The organism is Pseudomonas chaetocerotis (assembly GCF_015712105.2).
Taxonomy (GTDB): domain Bacteria; phylum Pseudomonadota; class Gammaproteobacteria; order Pseudomonadales; family Pseudomonadaceae; genus Aquipseudomonas; species Aquipseudomonas chaetocerotis.
This window is the reverse complement of the sequence record NZ_JACFYX020000007.1, coordinates 277038-297073: the sequence shown is the minus strand read 5'-3', so window position 1 is coordinate 297073 and position 20036 is coordinate 277038. Positions and strand designations below refer to the sequence as shown.

Genomic DNA, 20036 nt, shown 5'->3' with positions numbered 1-20036 from the left:
TCAGTGCAGGTAGCTGATCGGCGAACCGTCTGCCGGATTGGCCATCACGCCCATGGGCACTCCGTAGATGCGTTCCAGGGTTTCACCGTGCATCAGCTCGGCTGGGCTGCCTTGCGCCAGCAGACGGCCGCTGTGCAGGGCCAGCAGGTGATCGCAATAGCGCGCGGCCATGTTGATGTCGTGCAGCACCACCAGCACGCCCAGGCCCAGCTCGCGACTGAGGTCGTGAACGCGTGACAGGACTTCCACCTGGTGGGCGATGTCCAGCGCCGAGGTGGGTTCGTCGAGCAGCAGGTAGCGCGTGTTCTGCGCCAGCAGCATGGCCAGCCAGACGCGCTGGCGTTCGCCTCCGGACAGATGATCGACCAGGCGATCAGCAAACACGCCGGTATCGGTGAGCTCCAGGGCGCGCTTGATGTGCGCGCGGTCTTCGCTGCCCAGACGCCCAAGGGCGCCATGCCAGGGGTAACGGCCGAAGCCCACCAGCTCGCGTACGGTCAAGCCTTCGGTCTGCGGTAACTGCTGAGGCAGGTAGGCCACCTGACGGGCGAAGTCGCGCTGGCCCCAGGCCGGCAACGGTTTGCCGTCGAGCAGGATGTGGCCGCCGCTGGGAGACTGCTGGCGAGCGAGCAGTTTGATCAGGGTGGACTTGCCTGAACCGTTGTGGCCGATCAGGCCAACCATGCGTCCGGCATCGATGTGCAGGCTCAGGGGATGCAGCAGGGTGCGTTCAGGAATGCTGAAACTGACGCTTTGCAATTCGAACATGAAGCCGTCCGCTGTGGGGTTGCGAAGGGCGTCAATCTAATTCAAACGCTAATCGTTATCAATTTTGTGGTGCCTGCCGTGTCCCCGATCCGCAGGGTGCGCTGCGCGCACCGCTGGCGGGCAGTAGGCTCGTCTGATGGACGAGCCTCCGAGATTCAGGCCTGACGCTGCTCTTGCGCCATACAGGCAGCGGCAGTGAACAGCACGTCCGTGGAGGAGTTCAGCGCGGTTTCCGCCGAATCCTGAACGATACCGATGATGAAGCCGATGGCGACGATCTGCATGGCCACTTCGTTGGGGATACCGAACAGGCTGCAGGCCAGCGGGATCAGCAGCAGCGAGCCGCCAGCCACACCGGACGCGCCACAGGCACTGATCGAGGCCAGCACGCTCAGCAGCAGGGCGGTGGGCAGGTCGACGGGGATACCCAGGGTATGCACCGCTGCCAGGGTCAGTACGGTGATGGTGATTGCCGCACCGGCCATATTGATGGTGGCACCCAGCGGGATCGATACCGAATAGGTTTCCTCGTGCAGACCCAGACGCTGGCACAATTGCAGGTTGACCGGGATGTTGGCGGCCGAGCTGCGGGTGAAGAAGGCGGTGATGCCGCTTTCGCGCAGGCAGGTGAACACCAGCGGATAAGGATTGCGACGAATCTTCCAGTACACCAGCGCCGGGTTGACCACCAGGGCCACCAGCAACATGCAGCCGACCAGCACAATCAGCAGGTGCAGGTAGCCGAGCAGGGCGTCGAAACCGGACTCGGCCAGGGTCGCGGCGACCAGGCCGAAGATACCCAGTGGTGCCAGACGGATCACCAGTTTGACGATGGCCGTAACGCCATTGGACAGGTCGCCCAGCAACTGCTTGCTGCTGGCGCTGGCATGACGGAAGGCGAAGCCGAGGCCGATGGCCCAGGCCAGAATACCGATGAAGTTACCCTTCAACAGGGCGTTGACCGGATTGTCGACCACGTTCATCAGCAGGGTCCTGAGCACCTCGCCGATGCCGCCGGGGGGCGTCAGCTCAGCGGCCTGGCTGCTCAACACCAGCGACGACGGGAAGGCGAAGCTGGCAATCACCGCCACCAGGGCAGCGCTGAAGGTACCGATCAGGTACATCAGCAGGATCGGGCGAATGTGGGTCTGCTGGCCTTGCTGGTGGTTGGCGATGGACGACATCACCAGGATGAACACCAGGACCGGCGCCACCGCCTTCAACGCCGAAACGAACACGTTGCCGATGAAACCGACAGACAGCGCTGCCTGCGGGGCAATGACGGCAAGGGCGATACCTGCGAGCAGGCCGATGATGATCTGCGTCACCAGGCTGGTGCGGTTGAGAAGCTGCAGGGCAGGGTGGATGGCTTGGGACATCGCGTGGTTCTCTGGTTGCTGGGCGTGTGGCAATGGCCGTCGCGCCTGGGTCGAGAGGGCTTTCAGCGCAGCCTGTGGAAGGGCGTCCGAAAAATAGCGCGCGACTCTAGCACAGCCCCACGCTGCTTCGAGGCAGCGACAGGCATCTGGACGACAGGGTGCAAGCCGGTGTCGCATCTCGGCAAGCTTTGCCTGCTTGAAATATCGAACGACTGGTGCGTATTTTGTACGCATCGTCGCCGTCAGGCGGTATTCGCGTCATTCAAGGACAACAAAAGATGAGCACTGCCAGCCGCCAGGCACTGGAAACCCTGCTGCAGGGTATCGATGAGATCGATTGCGTAACCCCGGACCTCAATGGCGTTCCGCGCGGCAAGGTGATGACGGCCGAGGGTTTTCTTGAGGGACGACGCCTGCAGCTCGCTCGCGGCGTGCTGCTGCAATGCATCATGGGCGGCTATCCGCCGGCACGTTTCTACGGCGGTGACGACGGCGATCTGGTGCTTAACGCCGAACCTGGCCAGATACACCGTCTGCCCTGGAGCGAGTCGCCGCGCGCACTGGCCATCTGCGACGCGGACGAACTGGACGGGCGTAGCTCCGGGCTTTCCACTCGCGGTCTGCTCAAGCGTGTACTGGCACGCTACGCCGAGCATGGCTGGCAGCCGGTGGTGGCGACCGAGCTGGAGTTCTTCGTGTTCGCCGCCAATCCCGATCCGCAGCAGCCGTTCCAGCCGCCATTGGGGCTGGATGGACGTCGCGAGGATGGCGGTTCGGCGTTCAGCGTCAGCTCCGGCAATGGTCTGCGGCCGTTCTTCGCTGAGGTCTATCGCTGCATGGAGGCATTGGGGCTGCCGCGCGATACGTTCATGCACGAGATGGGCGTCAGCCAGTTCGAGATCAACCTGCTGCATGGTGACGCACTGCAATTGGCTGATCAGACCTTCCTGTTCAAGCACTTGCTCAAGGAGGTCGGCTTCAAGCATGGCCTTTCCGTGGTCTGCATGGCCAAACCGCTGGCGCATACGCCGGGCAGCTCCATGCATATCCATCAGAGCGTGGTGGAGCAGGGTAGCGGTCGCAACATCTTCAGCGCGGAGAAAGGTGAGGCGACAGCGGCTTTCCATCACTTCATCGGCGGTCAGCAGGCGGCGATGGCCGATTTCACCCTGCTGTTCGCACCACACGTGAATTCCTATCAGCGTCTGTGCCATCCCTATGCGTCGCCGAACAACGCCTGCTGGTCGGCTGACAACCGTGCTGCGGGGCTGCGGATTCCGGCCAGTGCACCGGTGGCGCGGCGGGTGGAGAATCGCCTGCCGGGTGCCGATGCCAATCCTTATCTGGCCCTGGCTGCCAGCCTGGCAGCCGGGCTGCATGGCCTGGAGCGCGAGCTGCAACCCAGTGCGCCGATCCAGGGTGAGTTCGAGGTGCCGGAAGAATTGGCGCTACCCTGTACCATGCACGCCGCGATCGAGCGTCTGAAACGCAGCGAGCTGGCAATCGAACTGTTCGGTGCGGAATTCATCGAAGGTTACATCGCCAGCAAGGCCCTGGAGCTGACCAGCTTCTACGATGAAATTACGCCCTGGGAGCGTCGTGTTCTCGCCGCACAGGCTTGACGCCATTCCCGGTTACCGTACAAGGAGCTTTACCCGCCAATGCGACTGATCTGGAAGTCATTCCGCTCGCTGTACTTTGCCACTTTGCTGATGTTGCTCGGCTCCGGTCTGCTCAGTACCTATCTGGCGTTGCGTCTGGCCGACACCGTGGATGGTCTGTGGGTCGGTGCACTGATGGCGGCCAACTATTTCGGCCTGGTACTGGGTGGCAAGCTGGGGCATCGGCTGATCGGTCGGGTGGGGCACATCCGTGCCTATGTGGCCTGCGCCGGGGTAGTCACCGCAGCGGTGCTCGGCCATGGCCTGGTGGAGTGGCTGCCGCTCTGGCTGTTCCTGCGCATGCTGGTAGGTCTGGGCATGATGTGCCAGTACATGGTGATCGAGAGCTGGCTCAACGAGCAGGCTGAAGCCAAGCAGCGCGGCCTGGTGTTCAGTGGCTACATGGCGGCCTCCTATCTGGGGCTTATCCTTGGCCAGCTGGCTCTGGTCATACACCCGACGCTGGGGCTGGAGCTGCTGATGCTGGTCGCCCTGTGCTTTGCGCTGTGTCTGGTGCCGGTGGCACTGACCCGGCGCCTGCACCCGGCGCCTTTGCATCCGGCGCCGCTGGAGCTGCGTTTCTTCCTCAGTCGCGTGCCGCTGTCGCTGACGACCATCGCGGTGGCCGGTCTGCTGATCGGCTCGTTCTACGGTCTGGCACCGCTGTATGCCACGCGGATGGGCCTGTCGACCGAGCAGGTGGGTCTGTTCATGGGCAGCTGCATTCTCGCCGGCCTGCTGGTGCAATGGCCGCTGGGCTGGCTGTCCGATCGGCATGACCGTGTGCGCCTGATTCGCGGCTGCGCGGTCTTGCTGCTGCTGACTGCCTTGCCGCTGGCGGCACTGCCAGAGGTCTTTCTCGGCTTGCTGTTCTGCGTCGGCTTTCTGGTCAGCCTGATGCAGTTCAGCCTCTACCCACTGGCGGTGGCCTTGGCCAATGACCACGTCGAGCCTGAGCGCCGTGTGTCTTTGACGGCCATGCTGCTGGTTACCTTCGGCGTGGGGGCCTGCATTGGTCCACTGCTGGCCGGTGTGCTGATGCGTTTCTACGGCGCCAACATGCTCTATGTATTCGTCAGTGTCTGCGCGTTGATTCTGGTCTGGCGCATTCGTCCTGAAGTGGTGACCCATTTGCATCAGGTCGATGATGCGCCGCTGCACCATATGGCCATGCCGGGTAACGTCACCAGCTCACCGCTGGTCGCTGCGCTCGACCCGAGGGTCGATGAGCAGGCGGTGCAGGAGCAGATGCAGGAGCCAGCCGCTGCTGCGGCAGCGGCTGAAGAGGATCAGCAGAAAACGCAGGCGGGCCAGTAAGGGCTGCTGTGGGCGTCAGAAGGGGCCGTCGCTCTCGGTGCGACGCGCCTCGCGCTGCAACTGATAGACGAAGCGCTCGACCTGGCGTTGCTCCAGGCCGTTCAAACGATGAAAACGCGTGCCGACGAACGTCATGTCGACCTTGTCCTCGTATTGCACGTGACGTAACTCCACGGCGCAGGTCATGTTGCCGAAGGGCAGGTAGGCAGTGAGTCGCTCGTGTACCTGGCCATTGCTCAGTTGCTGACTGAGGTTGCCGGCGAAACGCAGTTTGCAGCCGGTGGCCGAGATATCCAGCAGATGACCTGACAGCGGTTCGCGAAGCTTGTCGCCGCTGAGTACGACCTTGACCAGATCGCTTTGCTTCAACTGCGCACGGAAGGCGCTGCGGCGCTGGTGATAGATCACTTCGGTGGGCAGCGGTGCCCAGTAGCAGGGGGCTCCCTCGAGTTCGCCAAGCTGCACGTCGTGATCACAGGTCCAGGCTACGCGTACCCCGTCGCGGAATGCCTCGACGTTGAAGGTTTCGCCTTGCTTGAGAAAACGTTCGCCATCGGTAGGGATGATCTCGTCCAGCGCTAAACGCGCACGGTCTTTATCGATTTCGACGAGGTAGCTTTGAAAACGCTGGCCACGATCCTTGAACTGGATAACCAGGGGATCATGGTTCTGTTGCAGTTGACGCAGGGTGGCAATGATCTCGACGGATGTCTTGAGCACCTTGGGCGGTTGAGGACCGCTCTCGTCGTTGAACGCACTGGACACAGTTCGGAACTCTCCGAGTCATGGACTACATCGGCACTAGAATACTGGCAGAGTGCCTGCATGTCCCTGTGCTTTTTGTTGGGGGGATGGCTCAGGCCTGGCTGAGCGGCCTTTGCTGCGCGATTCTAGCGGCACCGCCGCGGCTGTCATAGAGGCCGGGAGTCTCTGCGCCACGCAAAATGCCGAGGACGCTGCGGACCGAGGCCTGGTTGGCGCGAATCACGCGGCCATTGCGCAGATTGGCCTCTTGGCAGCGCTGCAGGAGAGCGGACAATTCTTCACTGTGCGCCAGCAGTTGATCGCCTACGGAGGACGTGCTCGCCAGCGCGGTGAGCCCCTCGCGATCGGCACTCAGACCGGCGTTTTGCAGTAGACGGCTGCGCTCGTTGCCATGCTGCTGAAGCACGGCAAGCAGCGGTTGTTTTTCGCTGAGCAGGCTATCGAGGCGCGGTAGGTCGCGTTCGGTAAGGGCCTGGAATTCGCTATCGATCAGCTCAAGCAATTGCTTTGCAGTGCCGATATCGTTGGTGAAGAGGTCAAGCAAGGCTGTGTCGTTCATGGCGGGCTCTTGGGGGTCGGGCGTCCAACACCCCCAGCGCAGCCCTGAGACTAGCGCTGGGATTCGAAGTCGAGCAGTTTCTGGGCGACACGTTTGCTGTCGACCTGATAGCTGCCATCAGCGATGGCCTGTTTCAGCTGGGCCACACGCTCCTTGTTGACGATGGGCTGATCACGCAGCTTCTCGCCGATTGCTTGCAACTGCTGTGCCTCGCGGCTCAGTTGCACTGATTCGCCGCTCTTGGCGTTGGTTTGTTCATCGTTACCGATGGCAGACGCCTGGTTCGGCTGTGCCGACTCATTGCGATTGCCAGCCTGAGTCGCGCCGGTACGCCCCGCATTGGCGGGCGTATTGGCATTGTTCAGCCGGTTGAAGTCGATGACCATGATGCAGAACCTCGGACGATATGGTGGACGCTTGCCATGCTTCTCGGCTGCAGCCGGAAAAACTTTAGGATTAATTTCATCGCGTCGTTGAATAGTGTAGGGAATCGCCACGCTTTTGCGCTACAAGAAACATGCCTACATGGCTACTTCCACCTGACCAGGGCCAACCACTCGGGCTCGAACGACTCGCTGCGAGCGCAGGTTGCGTACATTGATCTGCTCACCCGGAGCACCGTCTGTCAGGGCTTCGCCGGGCATACGCACGTTGACCGTGGAACCGCGAGCGCTGATCACCACCTGATCGCCCCGACGGATGACCTCGGCTACTTGCAGGTGGGTAGAAAGCAGGATCTGGTCGCTACCGAGCTGTCGTGTCAATTTCTTGCCGATCGCCTGGTTCAGGTCGGTGAGAAAGTTCTGCCCCAATTGTCCGACATCGCGTTCAACCAGGCTCAGATCCGCAGCCTTGACTACGCTCATGCGCTTGAGGGGGCGAGTCAGTACGACGATTGGGCGATACAAACGCACTTCAGCCGGCACGAATACGGTCCACGGTGCGCTGCCGTCGCAGCGCACCCGCGTGGTGACACGGCCCAACGGCTGCGCCGGGCTCTCCAGCGTGGTGGTCAGCGGCTGATCGCACAGCGGCAGACGCAACCGCGGGTCGAGACGGTTGACGCGAATCTCATGGCGGCCCTGAATTTCGCTACGCTGTAGATATTCAGTGGTTGCCTGCTCAAGAAAGGCCTCGGTGGCGCCGATAAGTTGCTCAGTGCTGGTAAAGGTGGCAGCCGCCGTAGTGCTGTAGCCGAGTGTCGGCAAAGCGAGTAAAACGGGCAAAGGCGCAAGGCACTTTGCCAGTAGCTGACGGAATGATGACGTTCTCTGCTTCATAAGCAATGCAAAGCAAGCCCCGTGCCGCCTGCTAGGCTCAATGGGGTAGGCGTTACTAGACAAGAAGGAGTCCGGGCATGGCCGGGTTGATGGATTCGGTTAACCAGCGCACTCAGCTGGTGGGGCAGAACCGCTTGGAGTTGTTGCTGTTTCGCCTGGAGGGCCCACAGCTTTACGGTATCAACGTATTCAAGGTGAAAGAGGTACTGCAGTGCCCGAATCTCACCATCATGCCCAAGTCCAGTCCGGTGGTGCGGGGTGTAGCCAATATTCGTGGTGGCACCATTCCGATTCTCGACCTTTCCATCGCTACCGGCAGTGCCGCTCTGGAAAATCTGAAGACCAGCTTCGTGATCATCACCGAGTACAACACCAAGGTGCAGGGTTTTCTGGTGCGCTCGGTCGAGCGTATCGTCAACATGAACTGGGAGGAAATCCATCCGCCACCCAAGGGCACCGGGCGCGATCACTACCTGACAGCGGTCACGCGGCTCGACAAGCAGTTGGTCGAGATCATCGATGTGGAGAAGATTCTTGCCGAAGTCGCGCCGACCTCGGAAGTGATCTCCGCTGGCGTGATCGATGAGCAGGTGCAGAGTCAGGCAGTGACCAAGCATGTGCTGATCGTCGATGACTCCTCGGTGGCACGCAAGCAGGTTTCGCGCTGTCTGCAGACCGTTGGCGTTGAGGTCACGGCTCTGAACGATGGCCGTGAGGCGCTCAATTACCTCAAGAAAATGGCGGACGAGGGGCATAATCCCGACAAGGAACTGCTGATGCTGATTTCCGACATCGAGATGCCCGAGATGGACGGATATACGTTGACTACGGAGATTCGCAGCGATCCGCGCATGCAGAAGCTGCATATCCTCCTGCATACTTCGCTTTCCGGTGTGTTCAACCAGGCGATGGTGAAGAAGGTCGGCGCTGACGACTTCCTCGCCAAGTTCAAGCCAGATGATCTGGCGGCGCGGGTGGTCGATCGCATTCGTGTATCGGATGGGGGCTGAAGGGTGACCTTCGGCGAATGTTATGGTTGCAGAGGCGGCACTAGTGTCTTCAGGTAATTTGGATTTCGAGCAGTTCCGGACTTTCCTGGAAAAGGCCTGCGGTATTCTGCTTGGCAGCAACAAGCAGTACCTGGTCTCCAGCCGTCTGAACAAGCTGATGGAACAGAACGGTATCAAGACCCTGGGCGAGCTGGTGCAGCGCATGCAAAGCCAGCCGCGCGGAGGGCTGCGCGAGCAGGTCGTAGATGCCATGACCACCAACGAGACCCTGTGGTTTCGTGACACTTATCCCTTCGAGGTGCTCAAGAATCGCGTGTTGCCGGAGTTGATCAAGGCTTATCCGGCCCAGCGCCTGCGTATCTGGTCGGCAGCCTGCTCGTCCGGTCAGGAGCCTTACTCGCTGTCGATGTCCATCGATGAGTTCGAACGCACCAATCTCGGTCAGCTCAAGGCAGGTGTGCAGATCGTTGCCACCGACCTTTCGCCGTCGATGCTGGCCAATTGCAAATCCGGTGAGTACGACAGCCTTGCCATGGGGCGAGGCCTTGCACAGGAGCGTTTGCAGCGCTATTTCGATCCCAAGGGGCCGGGGCGTTGGCAGGTCAAGGCTCCCATCAAGAGCCGTGTCGAGTTCCGCCCACTGAATTTGCTGGACAGCTACGCGGCATTGGGCAAGTTCGACATCGTCTTCTGCCGCAACGTGCTGATCTACTTCTCGGCAGACGTGAAGAAGGACATCCTCACGCGCATCCACGCCACCTTGAAACCGGGCGGATATCTGTTTCTTGGCGCCTCCGAGGCACTCAATGGCCTACCGGACAAGTACCAGATGGTGCAGTGCAGTCCGGGGATCATCTACAAGGCCAAATAGGCGCAAGGCATGTTTGGTATCAGCAGCGGGAGGCCTTTGGCCTCCCGTTTGCGTTTCTGAGCTCTGAAAACCATGGGCTCGGTAGGGTGCGCCGTGCGCACCAGTGGTTTGGTGTGATGGTGAAGAGGGGCGGCGGCAATCTGCCCGATCAGCTTTGCCGCTTCCTTGCCTGGGGCGGTAATACTTTGCCGCTTTGCCGCTTTCGATCGTGTAATTTGATCTCAAGCCATTGATTTATAAGTAATTAAATATATGGCACAGCCTTTGCTCTATCTCTGGCAACAGTGATCAGACGGCCCTTGTGGCAAAGGTTCAGAGCATGAGCATCAACTTCGGCAGAGCACTCGGCATCCATGAGCAGGCACTCGGCTTTCGCGCCCAGCGTGCCGAGGTGCTGGCGAACAACATCGCCAACGCCGATACGCCGAACTACAAGGCTCGTGATCTGGACTTCGCCAGTGTGCTGGCCGAGCAGAACAGCCGCATGCAGCGTGGCGGCGTTGCCCTGAATCGCACCGACACTCGCCACATCCCGGCCGAGGGTGTGAGCAGTGGCGATGCTGAGCTGCCTTATCGTACGCCGTTCCACGCGTCGCTGGATCAGAACACCGTCGACCTGCAGATCGAGCAATCGAACTACGCCGAAAACGCGGTGCAGTTCCAGGCCAGCTTCACCTTTCTCAATAGCAAATTCAAAGGGCTGACCAATGCCCTGCGCGGCGAATAAGGAGCGCGATCATGTCCCTTGCCAGTGTCTTCAACATCGCCGGAACCGGAATGAGTGCCCAGAGCACTCGCCTGAACACTATTTCCAGCAACATCGCCAACGCCGAGACCGTTTCCTCGAGCCTGGATCAGACCTACCGCGCTCGCCACCCGGTGTTCGCCACTGTCTTTCAGCAGGCACAAGACGGAGGCCGTGGCTCGCTGTTCGCTGAGCAGGATGAAGCCGGGCGCGGTGTGCAGGTGCTGGGCGTGATCGAGGATCAGGGCAGCCTGATGCCGCGCTATGAGCCTGATCATCCGATGGCCAACGCCGATGGTTATGTCTACTACCCGAACGTCAACGTGGTCGAGGAAATGGCCGACATGATTTCCGCCAGTCGTGCCTTCCAGACCAACGTTGAAATGATGAATACCGCCAAACAGATGCTGCAGCGCGTGCTGACCCTGGGTCAGTAAGACGAGACGAGGAAATCAGGGTATGAGCACCGTAAACGGCACGAGCTCAGTACTGGATCAGTACCAGCTCAAACAGGATGCACCGAAAAGCAATGACCTCGGCAAGAACGAGTTCCTCAATTTGCTGGTGGCGCAACTCAACAACCAGAACCCGCTGGAGCCTCAGGGTAACGGTGAATTCATTGCCCAGTTGGCGCAATTCAGCCAGGTCGAAGGCATCGAGAAACTCAACACCAGCATGGGCTCGATGCTCTCCAGCTTTCAGTCTTCGCAGGCGTTGCAGGCGTCTTCTCTGGTCGGCCGCAAAGTGATCGTGCCGAGCGAGAAGGCCGTGGTCGATACCAGTGAAAGCTTCAAGGCCAGCACTGTTCTGCCGGTCAGCAGCAGCAACGTTTACGTCAACATCTATGACAACTCCGGGGCGTTGGTTACCCGCGTCAATCTCGGTGAGCAGAAAGCCGGCAACGTCAGCTTCATCTGGGATGGCAAGGATTCCGATGGCAACGTGGCGCCGCCGGGCACGTACAAGTTCGAGGCGCAGGCCACCTACGGTAGTGAGACCAAGGGGCTGTACACCATGCTGCCGGCCAACGTCGACAGCGTCACCCTGGGCGGCAGCGAGCTGATGCTCAATCTCGCCGGCCTGGGCAGCGTTCCGCTTTCTCAAGTGCAGGTCATCGGCCAATAACTATTGCCGCCGGCAGTTCCGGCAAAGGAGTCTTCCATGTCGTTCAATATTGGTCTCAGCGGCCTGCGTGCCGCGACCAGCGACCTCAACGTTACCGGCAACAACATCGCCAACGCCGGTACTGCAGGTTTCAAGCAGTCGCGTGCCGAGTTCGCCGATGTTTATGCCGCTTCCGTTCTGGGTACCGGCAAGAATGCGCAGGGCAGTGGTGTACTGCTGGCGGACGTGTCGCAGCTGTTCAACCAGGGCAACGTCAACTACACCAATAACGCCCTGGATCTGGCCATCAATGGCAACGGCTTCTTCATGACCAGCAACAACGGTGAGATTGGCTACACCCGCGCCGGATACTTCGGTACGGATCGCGATGGTTACATGGTCAACAACTTCGGTTACCGCCTGCAAGGTTATGCGGCTGATGACAGCGGCAATATCCTGCCAGTGCAGTCTGATCTGCGCATCAATGCCGGTCAGCAGGAGCCCCGGGCGACTACCACTGTCACCCAGCGTCTCAACCTGAACTCCAATGCCGTACGGCCTGCTAACGCAGGAACCATGGCGGCACCCACCTTCGATCCGAGCGATTCGAAGTCCTTCAACTGGTCCACTTCGACCAATATCTACGATTCGCAGGGCAATGCCCACGTGATGAGCCAGTACTTCGTCAAGAACGAAGCGCCGGCCAACAACGGCTGGGTCATGCATGTGCTGATCGATGGGGTCAACCCGCGTGACCCATCCAGCACTCAGCCATTCAGCTATGCAGTGAACTTCGATGCCGCCGGGCAACTGTCGACACCTGCATTCACCCCGCTGGCCAGTACGCCGGCCAACCCGGCCCTCGATGCGCCAGCCATTCCGGCGGGCACGCCCAATGGCATCTTCGCTCTGGCGGATACCGATTGGGTGCCTGCCGAGGAGGATCCGGGTAATCCGGGAACTCTGGTGCCCAACGGTGCTGACAGTGAGGCTTTCACCTTCGACATGCGTGGCTCGACCCAGTACGCCGCCTCCTTCGGCGTCAACGCCGTCAGTCAGGACGGCTACACCACGGGCCAATTGGCGGGTGTCGAGATCGATGACACCGGGGTGATCTTCGCCCGTTACACCAACGGCCAGTCCAAGGTGCAAGGACAGGTGCTGCTGGCGAACTTCGCCAACGTCCAGGGGCTCACTCCTGTCGGCAAGACGGCCTGGGCGCAGTCGTTCGAGTCCGGTGAGCCGGTGATCGGCACGCCGCGCAGCAGTACCCTGGGTGCTCTGCAGGCGGGTGCGCTGGAAGACTCCAACGTCGAGCTGTCGGATCAATTGGTGAACCTGATCGTGGCTCAGCGCAACTACCAGGCCAACGCCAAGACCATCGAAACCGAAAGCGCCATCACCCAGACCATCATCAACCTGCGTTGATGAGTCGGGGCTGAAGCAAAGCGGCAAGCCTGGCTTGCCGCTTTGCCGTTGCAGGGCCGGCAAAACCCCGCCGCTGGCTTTTCTTTATGATTTTTTCATACCTGTAAAATTCTTTAAAATCAGTATCTTGTATTTGTTTTTCGAGACTGGCACGGCGCTTGCTGTAGTCAATGCAAAGAGCCAAGGGCGTGTCGCCCACTCGGAGAATTTCCATGGACAAGATGCTGTACGTCTCCATGACTGGAGCGCAGAACAACACACTGGCCCTGCGCGCCCACGCCAACAACCTGGCGAACGTTTCCACTTCGGGGTTTCGTCGCGATTTCGAGCAGGCGCGCTCCATGCCGCTGTTCGGTGAAACCCACCCGGCGCGTGTATATGCCATGAGCGAACGTCCGGCTACGGATTTTCGCCCGGGCTCGCTGCAGGAAACCGGTCGTGACCTGGATGTCGCCATTGGTGGCAAGGGCTGGATCGCCGTGCAGACACCTGATGGCAGCGAGGCCTACGTACGTACTGCCAGCCTGAATATCGATGCCCTGGGCGTGCTGCGTACCGGCAATGGTTTGCCGGTCATGGGCAATGCCGGGCCGATTGCCGTGCCGCCAGAGCAGAAGGTGGAGATTGGCCAGGACGGCACCATCAGTATTCGTGCGCTTGGTGAAGATCCCAACGTATTGGCTGAGGTCGACCGCATCAAGCTGGTCAACCCTGATCCGAAAAGCATGGAGAAGGGCACCGACGGTCTGATTCGCGTCAAGGGCCGGCCCGAGGTAGAGGCCGATGCGACCGTTCAGGTGACGTCGGGTTTCCTCGAGGCGAGCAACGTCAATGCCGTTGAAGAAATGACCGCGATCCTCTCCCTATCCCGTCAGTTCGAGCTGTCGGTAAAGATGATGCGCACCGCCGAGGACAATTCGTCGGCCATGGCGCGGGTTTTGCAAATTAGCTAATTACCAGCACGCGGCGCCGTAAAACCGGCGTCCGAGGAGAATCGATATGCTTCCGGCACTGTGGGTCAGTAAGACCGGTTTGTCCGCTCAGGACATGAACCTGACCACCATTTCCAACAACCTGGCCAACGTGGCGACCACTGGCTTCAAGCGTGATCGCGCCGAGTTCGAGGATCTGCTCTATCAGATCCGTCGTCAGCCAGGTGGCCAATCCAGCCAGGACAGCGAGTTGCCCTCAGGTTTGCAGCTCGGCACCGGTGTGCGCGTGGTGGGTACGCAGAAGATCTTCACCGCTGGCAGTCTGCAAACAACCGAGCAACCGCTGGACATGGCGGTCAATGGCCGTGGTTTCTTCCAGATCCTGCAGCCCGACGGCACTGTTTCCTATACCCGTGATGGCAGCTTTCACCTGAATTCCGATGGGCAGATCGTCACGTCCCAGGGTTTTGCCCTGGAGCCGGCGATCGTCCTGCCCAACGAAGTGCGCACCTTCACCGTCGGCGAGGATGGCACTGTCTCGGTGACCACCACCGGCAATCCGCAGCCGCAGATCATCGGCAATATCCAGCTGGCCGACTTCGTCAACCCGGCGGGCCTGGAAGCCATCGGTAACAACCTGTTCCTGGAGACTGGTTCCAGTGGCGCGCCGCAGGTAGGCAACCCGGGCCTCAATGGCCTTGGCACCACGCTGCAGAACACCCTGGAAAACTCCAACGTCAGCGTGGTTGAGGAGTTGGTGAACATGATCACCACCCAGCGCGCCTATGAAATGAACTCCAAGGTGATTTCCACCGCCGATCAGATGCTGTCCTTCGTGACTCAGAACCTCTGATTTCTTGACACTGTTGTGAACGCCGCGAGGTAGTGGTTATGAACCGGCAAATTCTCTGTTTACCCCTGTTGGCCGGCCTGCTGCTGGGCAGCGGCTGCGTGGCGCCAACAGCCAAGCCGGATGATCCCTATTACGCGCCGGTGTTGCCGCGCACGCCGTTGCCGGCTGCGCAGAACAATGGCTCGATCTATCAGGCCGGCTTCGAAAATGGTCTGTATGACGACCGCAAGGCATTTCGCGTGGGTGACATCATTACCATCACGCTGAACGAGCGCACCCAGGCCAGCAAGAACGCCAACAGCAATCTGCAGAAAGACAGCAGCGGAAACCTCGGCGTACCGAATCTGTTCGGCATGACCGTCGCCCCGGACAACCCGCTGCGAAGTCTCAGCGCCCTGGGTATGACCAACAACAATCTGAGCCTGGATTCGAGCTGGAATTCCCAGCGTGACGCCACAGGCTCTGGTCAGGCAGGGCAGAGCAACAGCTTGTCCGGTTCGGTCACCGTGACCGTCGCTGAAGTGCTGCCCAACGGCATTCTGGCCGTACGTGGCGAGAAGTGGATGACGCTCAATACCGGCGATGAACTGATGCGCATCTCCGGCCTGGTACGTGCCGACGACATCTCCACTGACAACACCGTGTCTTCCACGCGGGTTGCCGATGCGCGTATCACCTATTCCGGGACGGGCGCCTTCGCCGATGCCAGTCAGCCCGGCTGGATGAGTCGTTTCTTCATGAGCCCGCTGTGGCCGTTCTGATCTCGGGGTGCTGCAGATGAAAACCTGGCTGACTCATTCTTCGTCCCTGTTACTCGAGCACCTGTCCAATGGGTATGCGCGAGTGACGACCGGTGGCTCGGCGCGCAAGGCCTTCGCAGTGACTTCGGTTACCAGGCGAGGGGGGCGAGCTCATGGCAGTGAGTCGACACAAGCCGGGGCATGCCGTCGACAGTTCGCGGTCGCTCATCGCGGCTATCGCCGCCGTGGCGCCAACGACTGGCTGCTGCTGGCAACCATGCTGGCGTGCCTGTTGTTGAGCTTGCCGACCCAGGCCGAGCGTTTGAAGGATCTGGCATCGATCCAGGGCGTGCGCAGCAACCAGTTGATCGGCTACGGCCTTGTGGTCGGCCTCAATGGCAGCGGCGACCAGACCACACAGACCCCCTTTACCGTGCAGACCTTCAACAACATGCTGGCGCAGTTCGGCATCAAAGTGCCGCCAGGCGGCAACGTGCAGCTGAAGAACGTCGCAGCCGTGTCGGTGCATGCCGACCTGCCGGCGTTCGCCAAGCCGGGGCAGACCATCGATATCACCATTTCCTCGATCGGTAACGCCAAGAGTCTGCGCGGTGGCAGTCTGCTGATGACGCCGCTCAAGGGCATCGATGGCAACGTCTACGCCATCGCCCAGGGCAACCTGGTGGTCGGTGGTTTCGACGCCAGCGGCGCCGATGGTTCGCGCATCACCGTCAACGTGCCGTCTGCCGGTCGTATTCCCGGTGGGGCGACCGTCGAGCGTCCGGTGCCGAGTGGTTTCGATCAGGGCAATTACCTGACGTTGAACCTCAACCGCCCCGACTTCACCACGGCGAAGAACATCGTCGATCAGATCAACGACCTGCTTGGCCCTGGTGTCGCACAGGCCATCGATGGCGGCTCGATTCGCGTCAGCGCACCGCTCGATCCGAACCAGCGCGTCGACTATCTGTCGATCCTCGAAAACCTGCAGGTCGAGGCCGGCAAGGCAGTGGCCAAGGTCATCATCAACTCGCGTACCGGCACCATCGTCATTGGCCAGGACGTCAAGGTACAGCCGGCGGCAGTCACACACGGCAGTCTGACCGTGACCATCACCGAGGACCCCATTGTCAGCCAGCCCGAAGCATTCTCAGGTGGCCAGACCGCGGTAGTGCCGAATTCGCGCGTGGACGCTGAGGAAGAGGCCAAACCGATGTTCAAGTTCGGCCCTGGTACCAGCCTGGACGAGATCGTCCGTGCAGTTAACCAGGTCGGCGCAGCGCCTTCCGATCTGATGGCCATCCTGGAGGCGCTCAAGCAAGCCGGCGCCCTTCAGGCTGACCTGATCGTGATTTAAAGAGGCACAACGTATGGATTCTCGACTCTCAGCTGGCCTGCTCGGTAACGGTAAAAGCCCGATCGACAGCGGTGCCTTCACCGACCTGAACCGTCTCAACCAGTTCAAGGTGGGCGGCGACACCGAGCAGAACATCCGCAAGGTTGCGCAGGAGTTCGAATCGCTATTCATGAATGAAATGCTCAAAGCCATGCGTTCGGCCAACGCCGCGTTTGGCGAGGGCAACTTCATGAACAGCAACGAGAGCAAAACCTATCAGGACATGCACGATCAGCAACTGGCGGTGACGCTCTCCAAGGAAGGACGCGGCATCGGCCTGGCTGACGTGCTGGTGCGGCAGATGTCGAAGATCAAGCAGCCGTCGAGCCGCCCAAATCCCTTCGCGCAGATCGAGCAACCAGTCGCAGCCGTGAGCGAGTCGAAGGCTGACAAGGTCGCCACTAGCGAAGGTTTCCGTGATGACGTGGCGCTGCTCAATCGCCGTCGTCTCTCCGTGCCGGGCAAACTGGCAGATCGCCTGTTGGCCGGTATCGTGCCATCGACTGCTGAAGGCGAGGGCAAGGCCCTGGCTGGCAGTGACTGGATTCCGGCGCAGGCCAGCGCCGCGCCCAAGGATCGAGGCCTGAGCCTTGGCAATAGCGATGCATTGACGGGCCGTCGTATTGCTCAACCGCCGTTGGCGCCGGGCAAAGCCGCATTCAGTTCACCACAGGAATTCGTCGCCACCATGCTGCCGATGGCGGAGGCCGCTGCCGAGAAGATCGGTGTCGACCCGCGTTACCTGGTGGCTCAGGCTGCGCTGGAAACCGGTTGGGGCAAGTCGATCATCCGCACCCGTGATGGCGAAAGCAGTCACAACCTGTTCGGCATCAAATCTCACGGCAGCTGGGAGGGCGAGTCGGCCCGCGTGCTGACCACGGAATACAAGGGTGGCAAGGCAGTCAAGGAGGCAGCCAGCTTCCGTGCCTATGACTCCTATGCGCAGAGCTTCGACGATTACGTCAGTTTCCTGCAGAGCAACGGTCGCTACGAAAAAGCGCTGAGTGCTACCGAGACCCCGGAGCGTTTCGTCAAGGAGCTGCAGCAGGCTGGCTACGCCACCGATCCGAACTATGCGCGCAAGATCTCGCAGATCGCTCGCAAGATGCAGACCTATCAAGCAATCGCCGCTGCCGATAGCGCCACCACAAGGACTTGAGGTTGAATCATGGCTGACCTATTGAACATAGGCCTTTCGGGCCTGGCGGCGAACAAGACTTCGCTGGCTGTTACCGGCCATAACATCGTCAACGTCAATACGCCTGGCTTCTCGCGGCAGGACACGATCCAGGCCACGCGCACGCCGCAGTTCAGCGGTGCCGGCTATATTGGCTCGGGCACGACCCTGACTGATGTTCGTCGCATCTACAACGAGTTTCTCACTACCCAGGTACGCAGCAGCACGGCGCTCAACAGTGATACCAAGGCCTACCTGAGTCAGATCAACCAGCTCGATTCCCTGCTCGCGGGTAGCACCACCGGTGTCACCCCCGCCCTGCAGAAATTGTTCTCGGCTCTGCAAACCGCAGCCGAAGACCCGGCCAACGTACCTGCACGGCAGTTGGCGTTGTCGGAGGCGGAGGGGCTGGCCAAGCGTTTCAATACCGTTTACGACCGTCTGAACGAGCAGAATGCGTTCATCAACAAGCAGCTGTCGGCGGTGACCGATCAGGTCAACCAGTTGGCGACCTCGATTGCCGGCTACAACGACGCGATTGCCATCGCTGCCTCTAACGGACAGGCGCCGAACGATCTGCTCGATGCCCGTGAGGAGGCCGTACGCAAACTATCCGAGTTCGTCGGTGTGACGGTCGTGCCTCAGGACGACAACACCTACAACCTGTTCATCGGCTCCGGACAGCCTCTGGTGGTTGGCAAGGATGCGGCGCGTCTGGAGGTGGTGCCGGGGCTGTCCGACCCACTGCGTAACGAAATCCAGTTCGTCAGCGGCAACTCTCGGCAGAACGTTACCTCGTTGATCACCGGTGGCGAGATGGGCGGCCTGCTGCGCTATCGCGAAGACGTGCTCGACACCTCGCTGAACGCCGTAGGCCGTCTGGCCCTGTCGATCACCGACCAGATCAACCGGCAGTTGGGCCAGGGCCTTGACCTCAATGGTCAGTTCGGCAACAACCTGTTTCGCTCGATCAATGACCCGCAGTTGCTCAGCCAGCGCAGCCTGGCGCGCGTCGGCAACAGCGATCCGAATGCCAACCTCAATGTCACCTTGACCGACACCACGCAGCTGACCACCAGCGATTACGAGGTCCAGTTCACCAGCGCGACCGAGTACACGATTCGGCGCCTCTCCGATGGCACGCAGTTTCCGGCCAGTCCTGCGACCTTCGATATCACCACGGTGCCGGCGCCCGAGGTGGATGGTTTCTCCCTTGGTGTGGCCAGTGGCACCTTCGCTGCAGGTGATCGTTTTCAGGTGATGCCGACCCGTAACGCCGGCCGTGACATCCGCGCGGACATGAAGAATGCCGAAGAACTGGCTTTCGCCGCGCCGCTGAAAGCGGAAACCAGTCCGGCCAACATCGGCACTGGCAAGATCACTCAACCGGCCCTGCTTACCGAGATCGACATCTATGACCCGGTCGCACAGGCCGATCTGGAAACCAGCCTGCGCAATGCGCCGCCGCTGCGCATCGTCATGGGCGCCGGCGGCGGAGCGACGCAGAGCTATGATGTCGTCGATATCAACGGCAACGTGATCGACACAGGTAGCATCGTTCCAGGACAGGACAACGCACTGACCATCAGCGTGCCGGCCAACCCACCTGCGGTGCCGGCTGCTTTCGACTATCAGGTGACCGTCAGCGGTCGGCCCTCTGGCGGCGACAACTTCTCGGTATCGTTCAATACCAATGGCGTATCGGATAACCGTAATGCGCTGAACCTGGTCAATTTGCAGAACAAAGCCGTGATCGGAGTCAACCCGGCGGCGCCTGATACCACGGGGTCGAGCTTTTCCGACTCCTATGGTGACCTGGTAGAGCGGGTCGGTACGCTGACCAGCCAGGCGCGTGTGGACGGCGAAGCGACCGGGGCGATCCTCAAGCAAGCCTCCGATAATCGCGACTCGGTTTCCGGGGTCAACCTCGATGAAGAAGCGGCCAAACTGATCCAGTTCGAGCAGTACTACCAGGCATCCGCGCAGATCATTCAAGTTGCGCGTAACCTGTTCGATACTCTGATCACTTCATTCTGATAATCGCTTTCCCG

At 60.5% G+C, this 20036-nt stretch carries 21 protein-coding genes; 14 read left to right on the top strand and 7 right to left on the bottom strand.

All coding sequences use genetic code 11. The features are described from left to right. Both H3221_RS14870 and sstT read right to left on the bottom strand, forming a co-directional pair. Complete coding sequence (locus H3221_RS14870) at nt 1-768, bottom strand: ATP-binding cassette domain-containing protein (RefSeq protein ID WP_196476427.1); 768 nt, start codon at nt 766-768, stop codon at nt 1-3. Nucleotides 769-923: 155 nt separating this feature from the next. Next, complete coding sequence (sstT, locus tag H3221_RS14865; RefSeq protein ID WP_196476426.1) at nt 924-2147, bottom strand: serine/threonine transporter SstT; 1224 nt, start codon at nt 2145-2147, stop codon at nt 924-926. Nucleotides 2148-2527: 380 nt separating this feature from the next. Between sstT and H3221_RS14860 the strand changes: the two genes are divergently transcribed. Together H3221_RS14860 and H3221_RS14855 are read left to right on the top strand one after the other, a co-directional pair. Further along, the gene (locus tag H3221_RS14860; RefSeq protein WP_192981959.1) at nt 2528-3769 is read left to right on the top strand and encodes a glutamine synthetase family protein; all 1242 of its coding nucleotides are present in this window, start codon (nt 2528-2530) and stop codon (nt 3767-3769) included. Nucleotides 3770-3808: 39 nt separating this feature from the next. Next, entirely contained in the window at nt 3809-5125 is a 1317-nt protein-coding gene (locus H3221_RS14855) for an MFS transporter (RefSeq protein ID WP_192981839.1), read from the top strand. 15 nt (nt 5126-5140) lie between these two features. Here H3221_RS14855 and H3221_RS14850 read toward each other — a convergent pair whose 3' ends face one another. The 4 genes from H3221_RS14850 to flgA all read right to left on the bottom strand — a co-directional run bounded on the left by H3221_RS14850 (nt 5141) and on the right by flgA (nt 7729). Next, on the bottom strand, nt 5141-5890 hold the full coding sequence (locus tag H3221_RS14850; RefSeq protein WP_072425720.1) for a flagellar brake protein: 750 nt from the start codon (nt 5888-5890) through the stop codon (nt 5141-5143). A gap of 91 nt (nt 5891-5981) precedes the next feature. Continuing rightward, complete coding sequence (locus tag H3221_RS14845; RefSeq protein ID WP_196476425.1) at nt 5982-6449, bottom strand: flagella synthesis protein FlgN; 468 nt, start codon at nt 6447-6449, stop codon at nt 5982-5984. A 50-nt stretch (nt 6450-6499) separates the two neighbouring features. After that, a complete protein-coding gene (gene flgM, locus H3221_RS14840) occupies nt 6500-6835 on the bottom strand; it encodes a flagellar biosynthesis anti-sigma factor FlgM (RefSeq protein ID WP_192981834.1) in 336 nt (111 codons plus the stop codon). A gap of 135 nt (nt 6836-6970) precedes the next feature. Beyond that, nucleotides 6971-7729, bottom strand: coding sequence for a flagellar basal body P-ring formation chaperone FlgA (gene flgA / locus H3221_RS14835; protein WP_196476424.1), 759 nt, complete (start codon nt 7727-7729; stop codon nt 6971-6973). 77 nt (nt 7730-7806) lie between these two features. Between flgA and H3221_RS14830 the strand changes: the two genes are divergently transcribed. The 6 genes from H3221_RS14830 (at nt 7807) to flgE (ending at nt 12887) form a co-directional block, all read left to right on the top strand. Beyond that, entirely contained in the window at nt 7807-8739 is a 933-nt protein-coding gene (locus H3221_RS14830; protein ID WP_160017585.1) for a chemotaxis protein CheV, read from the top strand. A 43-nt stretch (nt 8740-8782) separates the two neighbouring features. Next, a complete protein-coding gene (gene cheR / locus H3221_RS14825) occupies nt 8783-9610 on the top strand; it encodes a protein-glutamate O-methyltransferase CheR (RefSeq protein WP_160017586.1) in 828 nt (275 codons plus the stop codon). A gap of 319 nt (nt 9611-9929) precedes the next feature. Next, the gene (gene flgB / locus H3221_RS14820) at nt 9930-10337 is read left to right on the top strand and encodes a flagellar basal body rod protein FlgB (protein ID WP_196476423.1); all 408 of its coding nucleotides are present in this window, start codon (nt 9930-9932) and stop codon (nt 10335-10337) included. Nucleotides 10338-10348: 11 nt separating this feature from the next. Then, entirely contained in the window at nt 10349-10792 is a 444-nt protein-coding gene (gene flgC / locus H3221_RS14815; protein WP_196476422.1) for a flagellar basal body rod protein FlgC, read from the top strand. A gap of 22 nt (nt 10793-10814) precedes the next feature. Next, complete coding sequence (gene flgD / locus H3221_RS14810; protein WP_196476421.1) at nt 10815-11480, top strand: flagellar hook assembly protein FlgD; 666 nt, start codon at nt 10815-10817, stop codon at nt 11478-11480. A 36-nt stretch (nt 11481-11516) separates the two neighbouring features. Next, nucleotides 11517-12887 (top strand): flagellar hook protein FlgE, encoded by a 1371-nt coding sequence (gene flgE, locus H3221_RS14805; protein ID WP_196476420.1) that lies wholly within the window; start codon nt 11517-11519, stop codon nt 12885-12887. Here flgE and H3221_RS14800 read toward each other — a convergent pair. After that, nucleotides 12874-13101, bottom strand: a complete 228-nt coding sequence (locus H3221_RS14800; protein WP_196476419.1) for a hypothetical protein — start codon at nt 13099-13101, stop codon at nt 12874-12876. The two genes, flgE and H3221_RS14800, sit on opposite strands and share 14 nt — an antisense overlap. Here H3221_RS14800 and H3221_RS14795 point away from each other — a divergent pair. The 6 genes from H3221_RS14795 to flgK are packed head-to-tail and all read left to right on the top strand — an operon-like array spanning nt 13100 to nt 20022. Then, the gene (locus tag H3221_RS14795; RefSeq protein WP_196476418.1) at nt 13100-13840 is read left to right on the top strand and encodes a flagellar basal body rod protein FlgF; all 741 of its coding nucleotides are present in this window, start codon (nt 13100-13102) and stop codon (nt 13838-13840) included. The two genes, H3221_RS14800 and H3221_RS14795, sit on opposite strands and share 2 nt — an antisense overlap. A 46-nt stretch (nt 13841-13886) precedes the next feature. Further along, complete coding sequence (flgG, locus tag H3221_RS14790) at nt 13887-14672, top strand: flagellar basal-body rod protein FlgG (protein ID WP_072425711.1); 786 nt, start codon at nt 13887-13889, stop codon at nt 14670-14672. Nucleotides 14673-14710: 38 nt separating this feature from the next. Then, a complete protein-coding gene (gene flgH / locus H3221_RS14785; RefSeq protein ID WP_196476417.1) occupies nt 14711-15433 on the top strand; it encodes a flagellar basal body L-ring protein FlgH in 723 nt (240 codons plus the stop codon). Nucleotides 15434-15449: 16 nt separating this feature from the next. Next, a complete protein-coding gene (locus H3221_RS14780; RefSeq protein WP_397428053.1) occupies nt 15450-16769 on the top strand; it encodes a flagellar basal body P-ring protein FlgI in 1320 nt (439 codons plus the stop codon). A 13-nt stretch (nt 16770-16782) separates the two neighbouring features. Continuing rightward, on the top strand, nt 16783-17967 hold the full coding sequence (gene flgJ, locus H3221_RS14775; RefSeq protein ID WP_196476416.1) for a flagellar assembly peptidoglycan hydrolase FlgJ: 1185 nt from the start codon (nt 16783-16785) through the stop codon (nt 17965-17967). Nucleotides 17968-17976: 9 nt separating this feature from the next. After that, nucleotides 17977-20022: a flagellar hook-associated protein FlgK gene (gene flgK / locus H3221_RS14770; protein WP_196476415.1), complete on the top strand. Its 2046-nt coding sequence runs from the start codon at nt 17977-17979 to the stop codon at nt 20020-20022. Nucleotides 20023-20036: the final 14 nt, after the last annotated feature.

Excerpts from the sequence above, each read along its gene's own strand:
- flgD (WP_196476421.1), top strand. The coding sequence starts at position 10,815 with ATGAGCACCGTAAACGGCACGAGCTCAGTACTGGATCAGTACCAGCTC.
- sstT (WP_196476426.1), bottom strand. The coding sequence starts at position 2,147 with ATGTCCCAAGCCATCCACCCTGCCCTGCAGCTTCTCAACCGCACCAGC.
- flgJ (WP_196476416.1), top strand. The coding sequence starts at position 16,783 with ATGGATTCTCGACTCTCAGCTGGCCTGCTCGGTAACGGTAAAAGCCCG.
- H3221_RS14870 (WP_196476427.1), bottom strand. The coding sequence starts at position 768 with ATGTTCGAATTGCAAAGCGTCAGTTTCAGCATTCCTGAACGCACCCTG.
- H3221_RS14855 (WP_192981839.1), top strand. The coding sequence starts at position 3,809 with ATGCGACTGATCTGGAAGTCATTCCGCTCGCTGTACTTTGCCACTTTG.
- flgH (WP_196476417.1), top strand. The coding sequence starts at position 14,711 with ATGAACCGGCAAATTCTCTGTTTACCCCTGTTGGCCGGCCTGCTGCTG.
- flgB (WP_196476423.1), top strand. The coding sequence starts at position 9,930 with ATGAGCATCAACTTCGGCAGAGCACTCGGCATCCATGAGCAGGCACTC.
- H3221_RS14780 (WP_397428053.1), top strand. The coding sequence starts at position 15,450 with ATGAAAACCTGGCTGACTCATTCTTCGTCCCTGTTACTCGAGCACCTG.
- flgE (WP_196476420.1), top strand. The coding sequence starts at position 11,517 with ATGTCGTTCAATATTGGTCTCAGCGGCCTGCGTGCCGCGACCAGCGAC.
- H3221_RS14830 (WP_160017585.1), top strand. The coding sequence starts at position 7,807 with ATGGCCGGGTTGATGGATTCGGTTAACCAGCGCACTCAGCTGGTGGGG.
- flgC (WP_196476422.1), top strand. The coding sequence starts at position 10,349 with ATGTCCCTTGCCAGTGTCTTCAACATCGCCGGAACCGGAATGAGTGCC.
- H3221_RS14795 (WP_196476418.1), top strand. The coding sequence starts at position 13,100 with ATGGACAAGATGCTGTACGTCTCCATGACTGGAGCGCAGAACAACACA.
- flgA (WP_196476424.1), bottom strand. The coding sequence starts at position 7,729 with ATGAAGCAGAGAACGTCATCATTCCGTCAGCTACTGGCAAAGTGCCTT.
- H3221_RS14860 (WP_192981959.1), top strand. The coding sequence starts at position 2,528 with ATGACGGCCGAGGGTTTTCTTGAGGGACGACGCCTGCAGCTCGCTCGC.
- H3221_RS14845 (WP_196476425.1), bottom strand. The coding sequence starts at position 6,449 with ATGAACGACACAGCCTTGCTTGACCTCTTCACCAACGATATCGGCACT.
- flgG (WP_072425711.1), top strand. The coding sequence starts at position 13,887 with ATGCTTCCGGCACTGTGGGTCAGTAAGACCGGTTTGTCCGCTCAGGAC.
- H3221_RS14800 (WP_196476419.1), bottom strand. The coding sequence starts at position 13,101 with ATGGAAATTCTCCGAGTGGGCGACACGCCCTTGGCTCTTTGCATTGAC.
- flgM (WP_192981834.1), bottom strand. The coding sequence starts at position 6,835 with ATGGTCATCGACTTCAACCGGCTGAACAATGCCAATACGCCCGCCAAT.
- flgK (WP_196476415.1), top strand. The coding sequence starts at position 17,977 with ATGGCTGACCTATTGAACATAGGCCTTTCGGGCCTGGCGGCGAACAAG.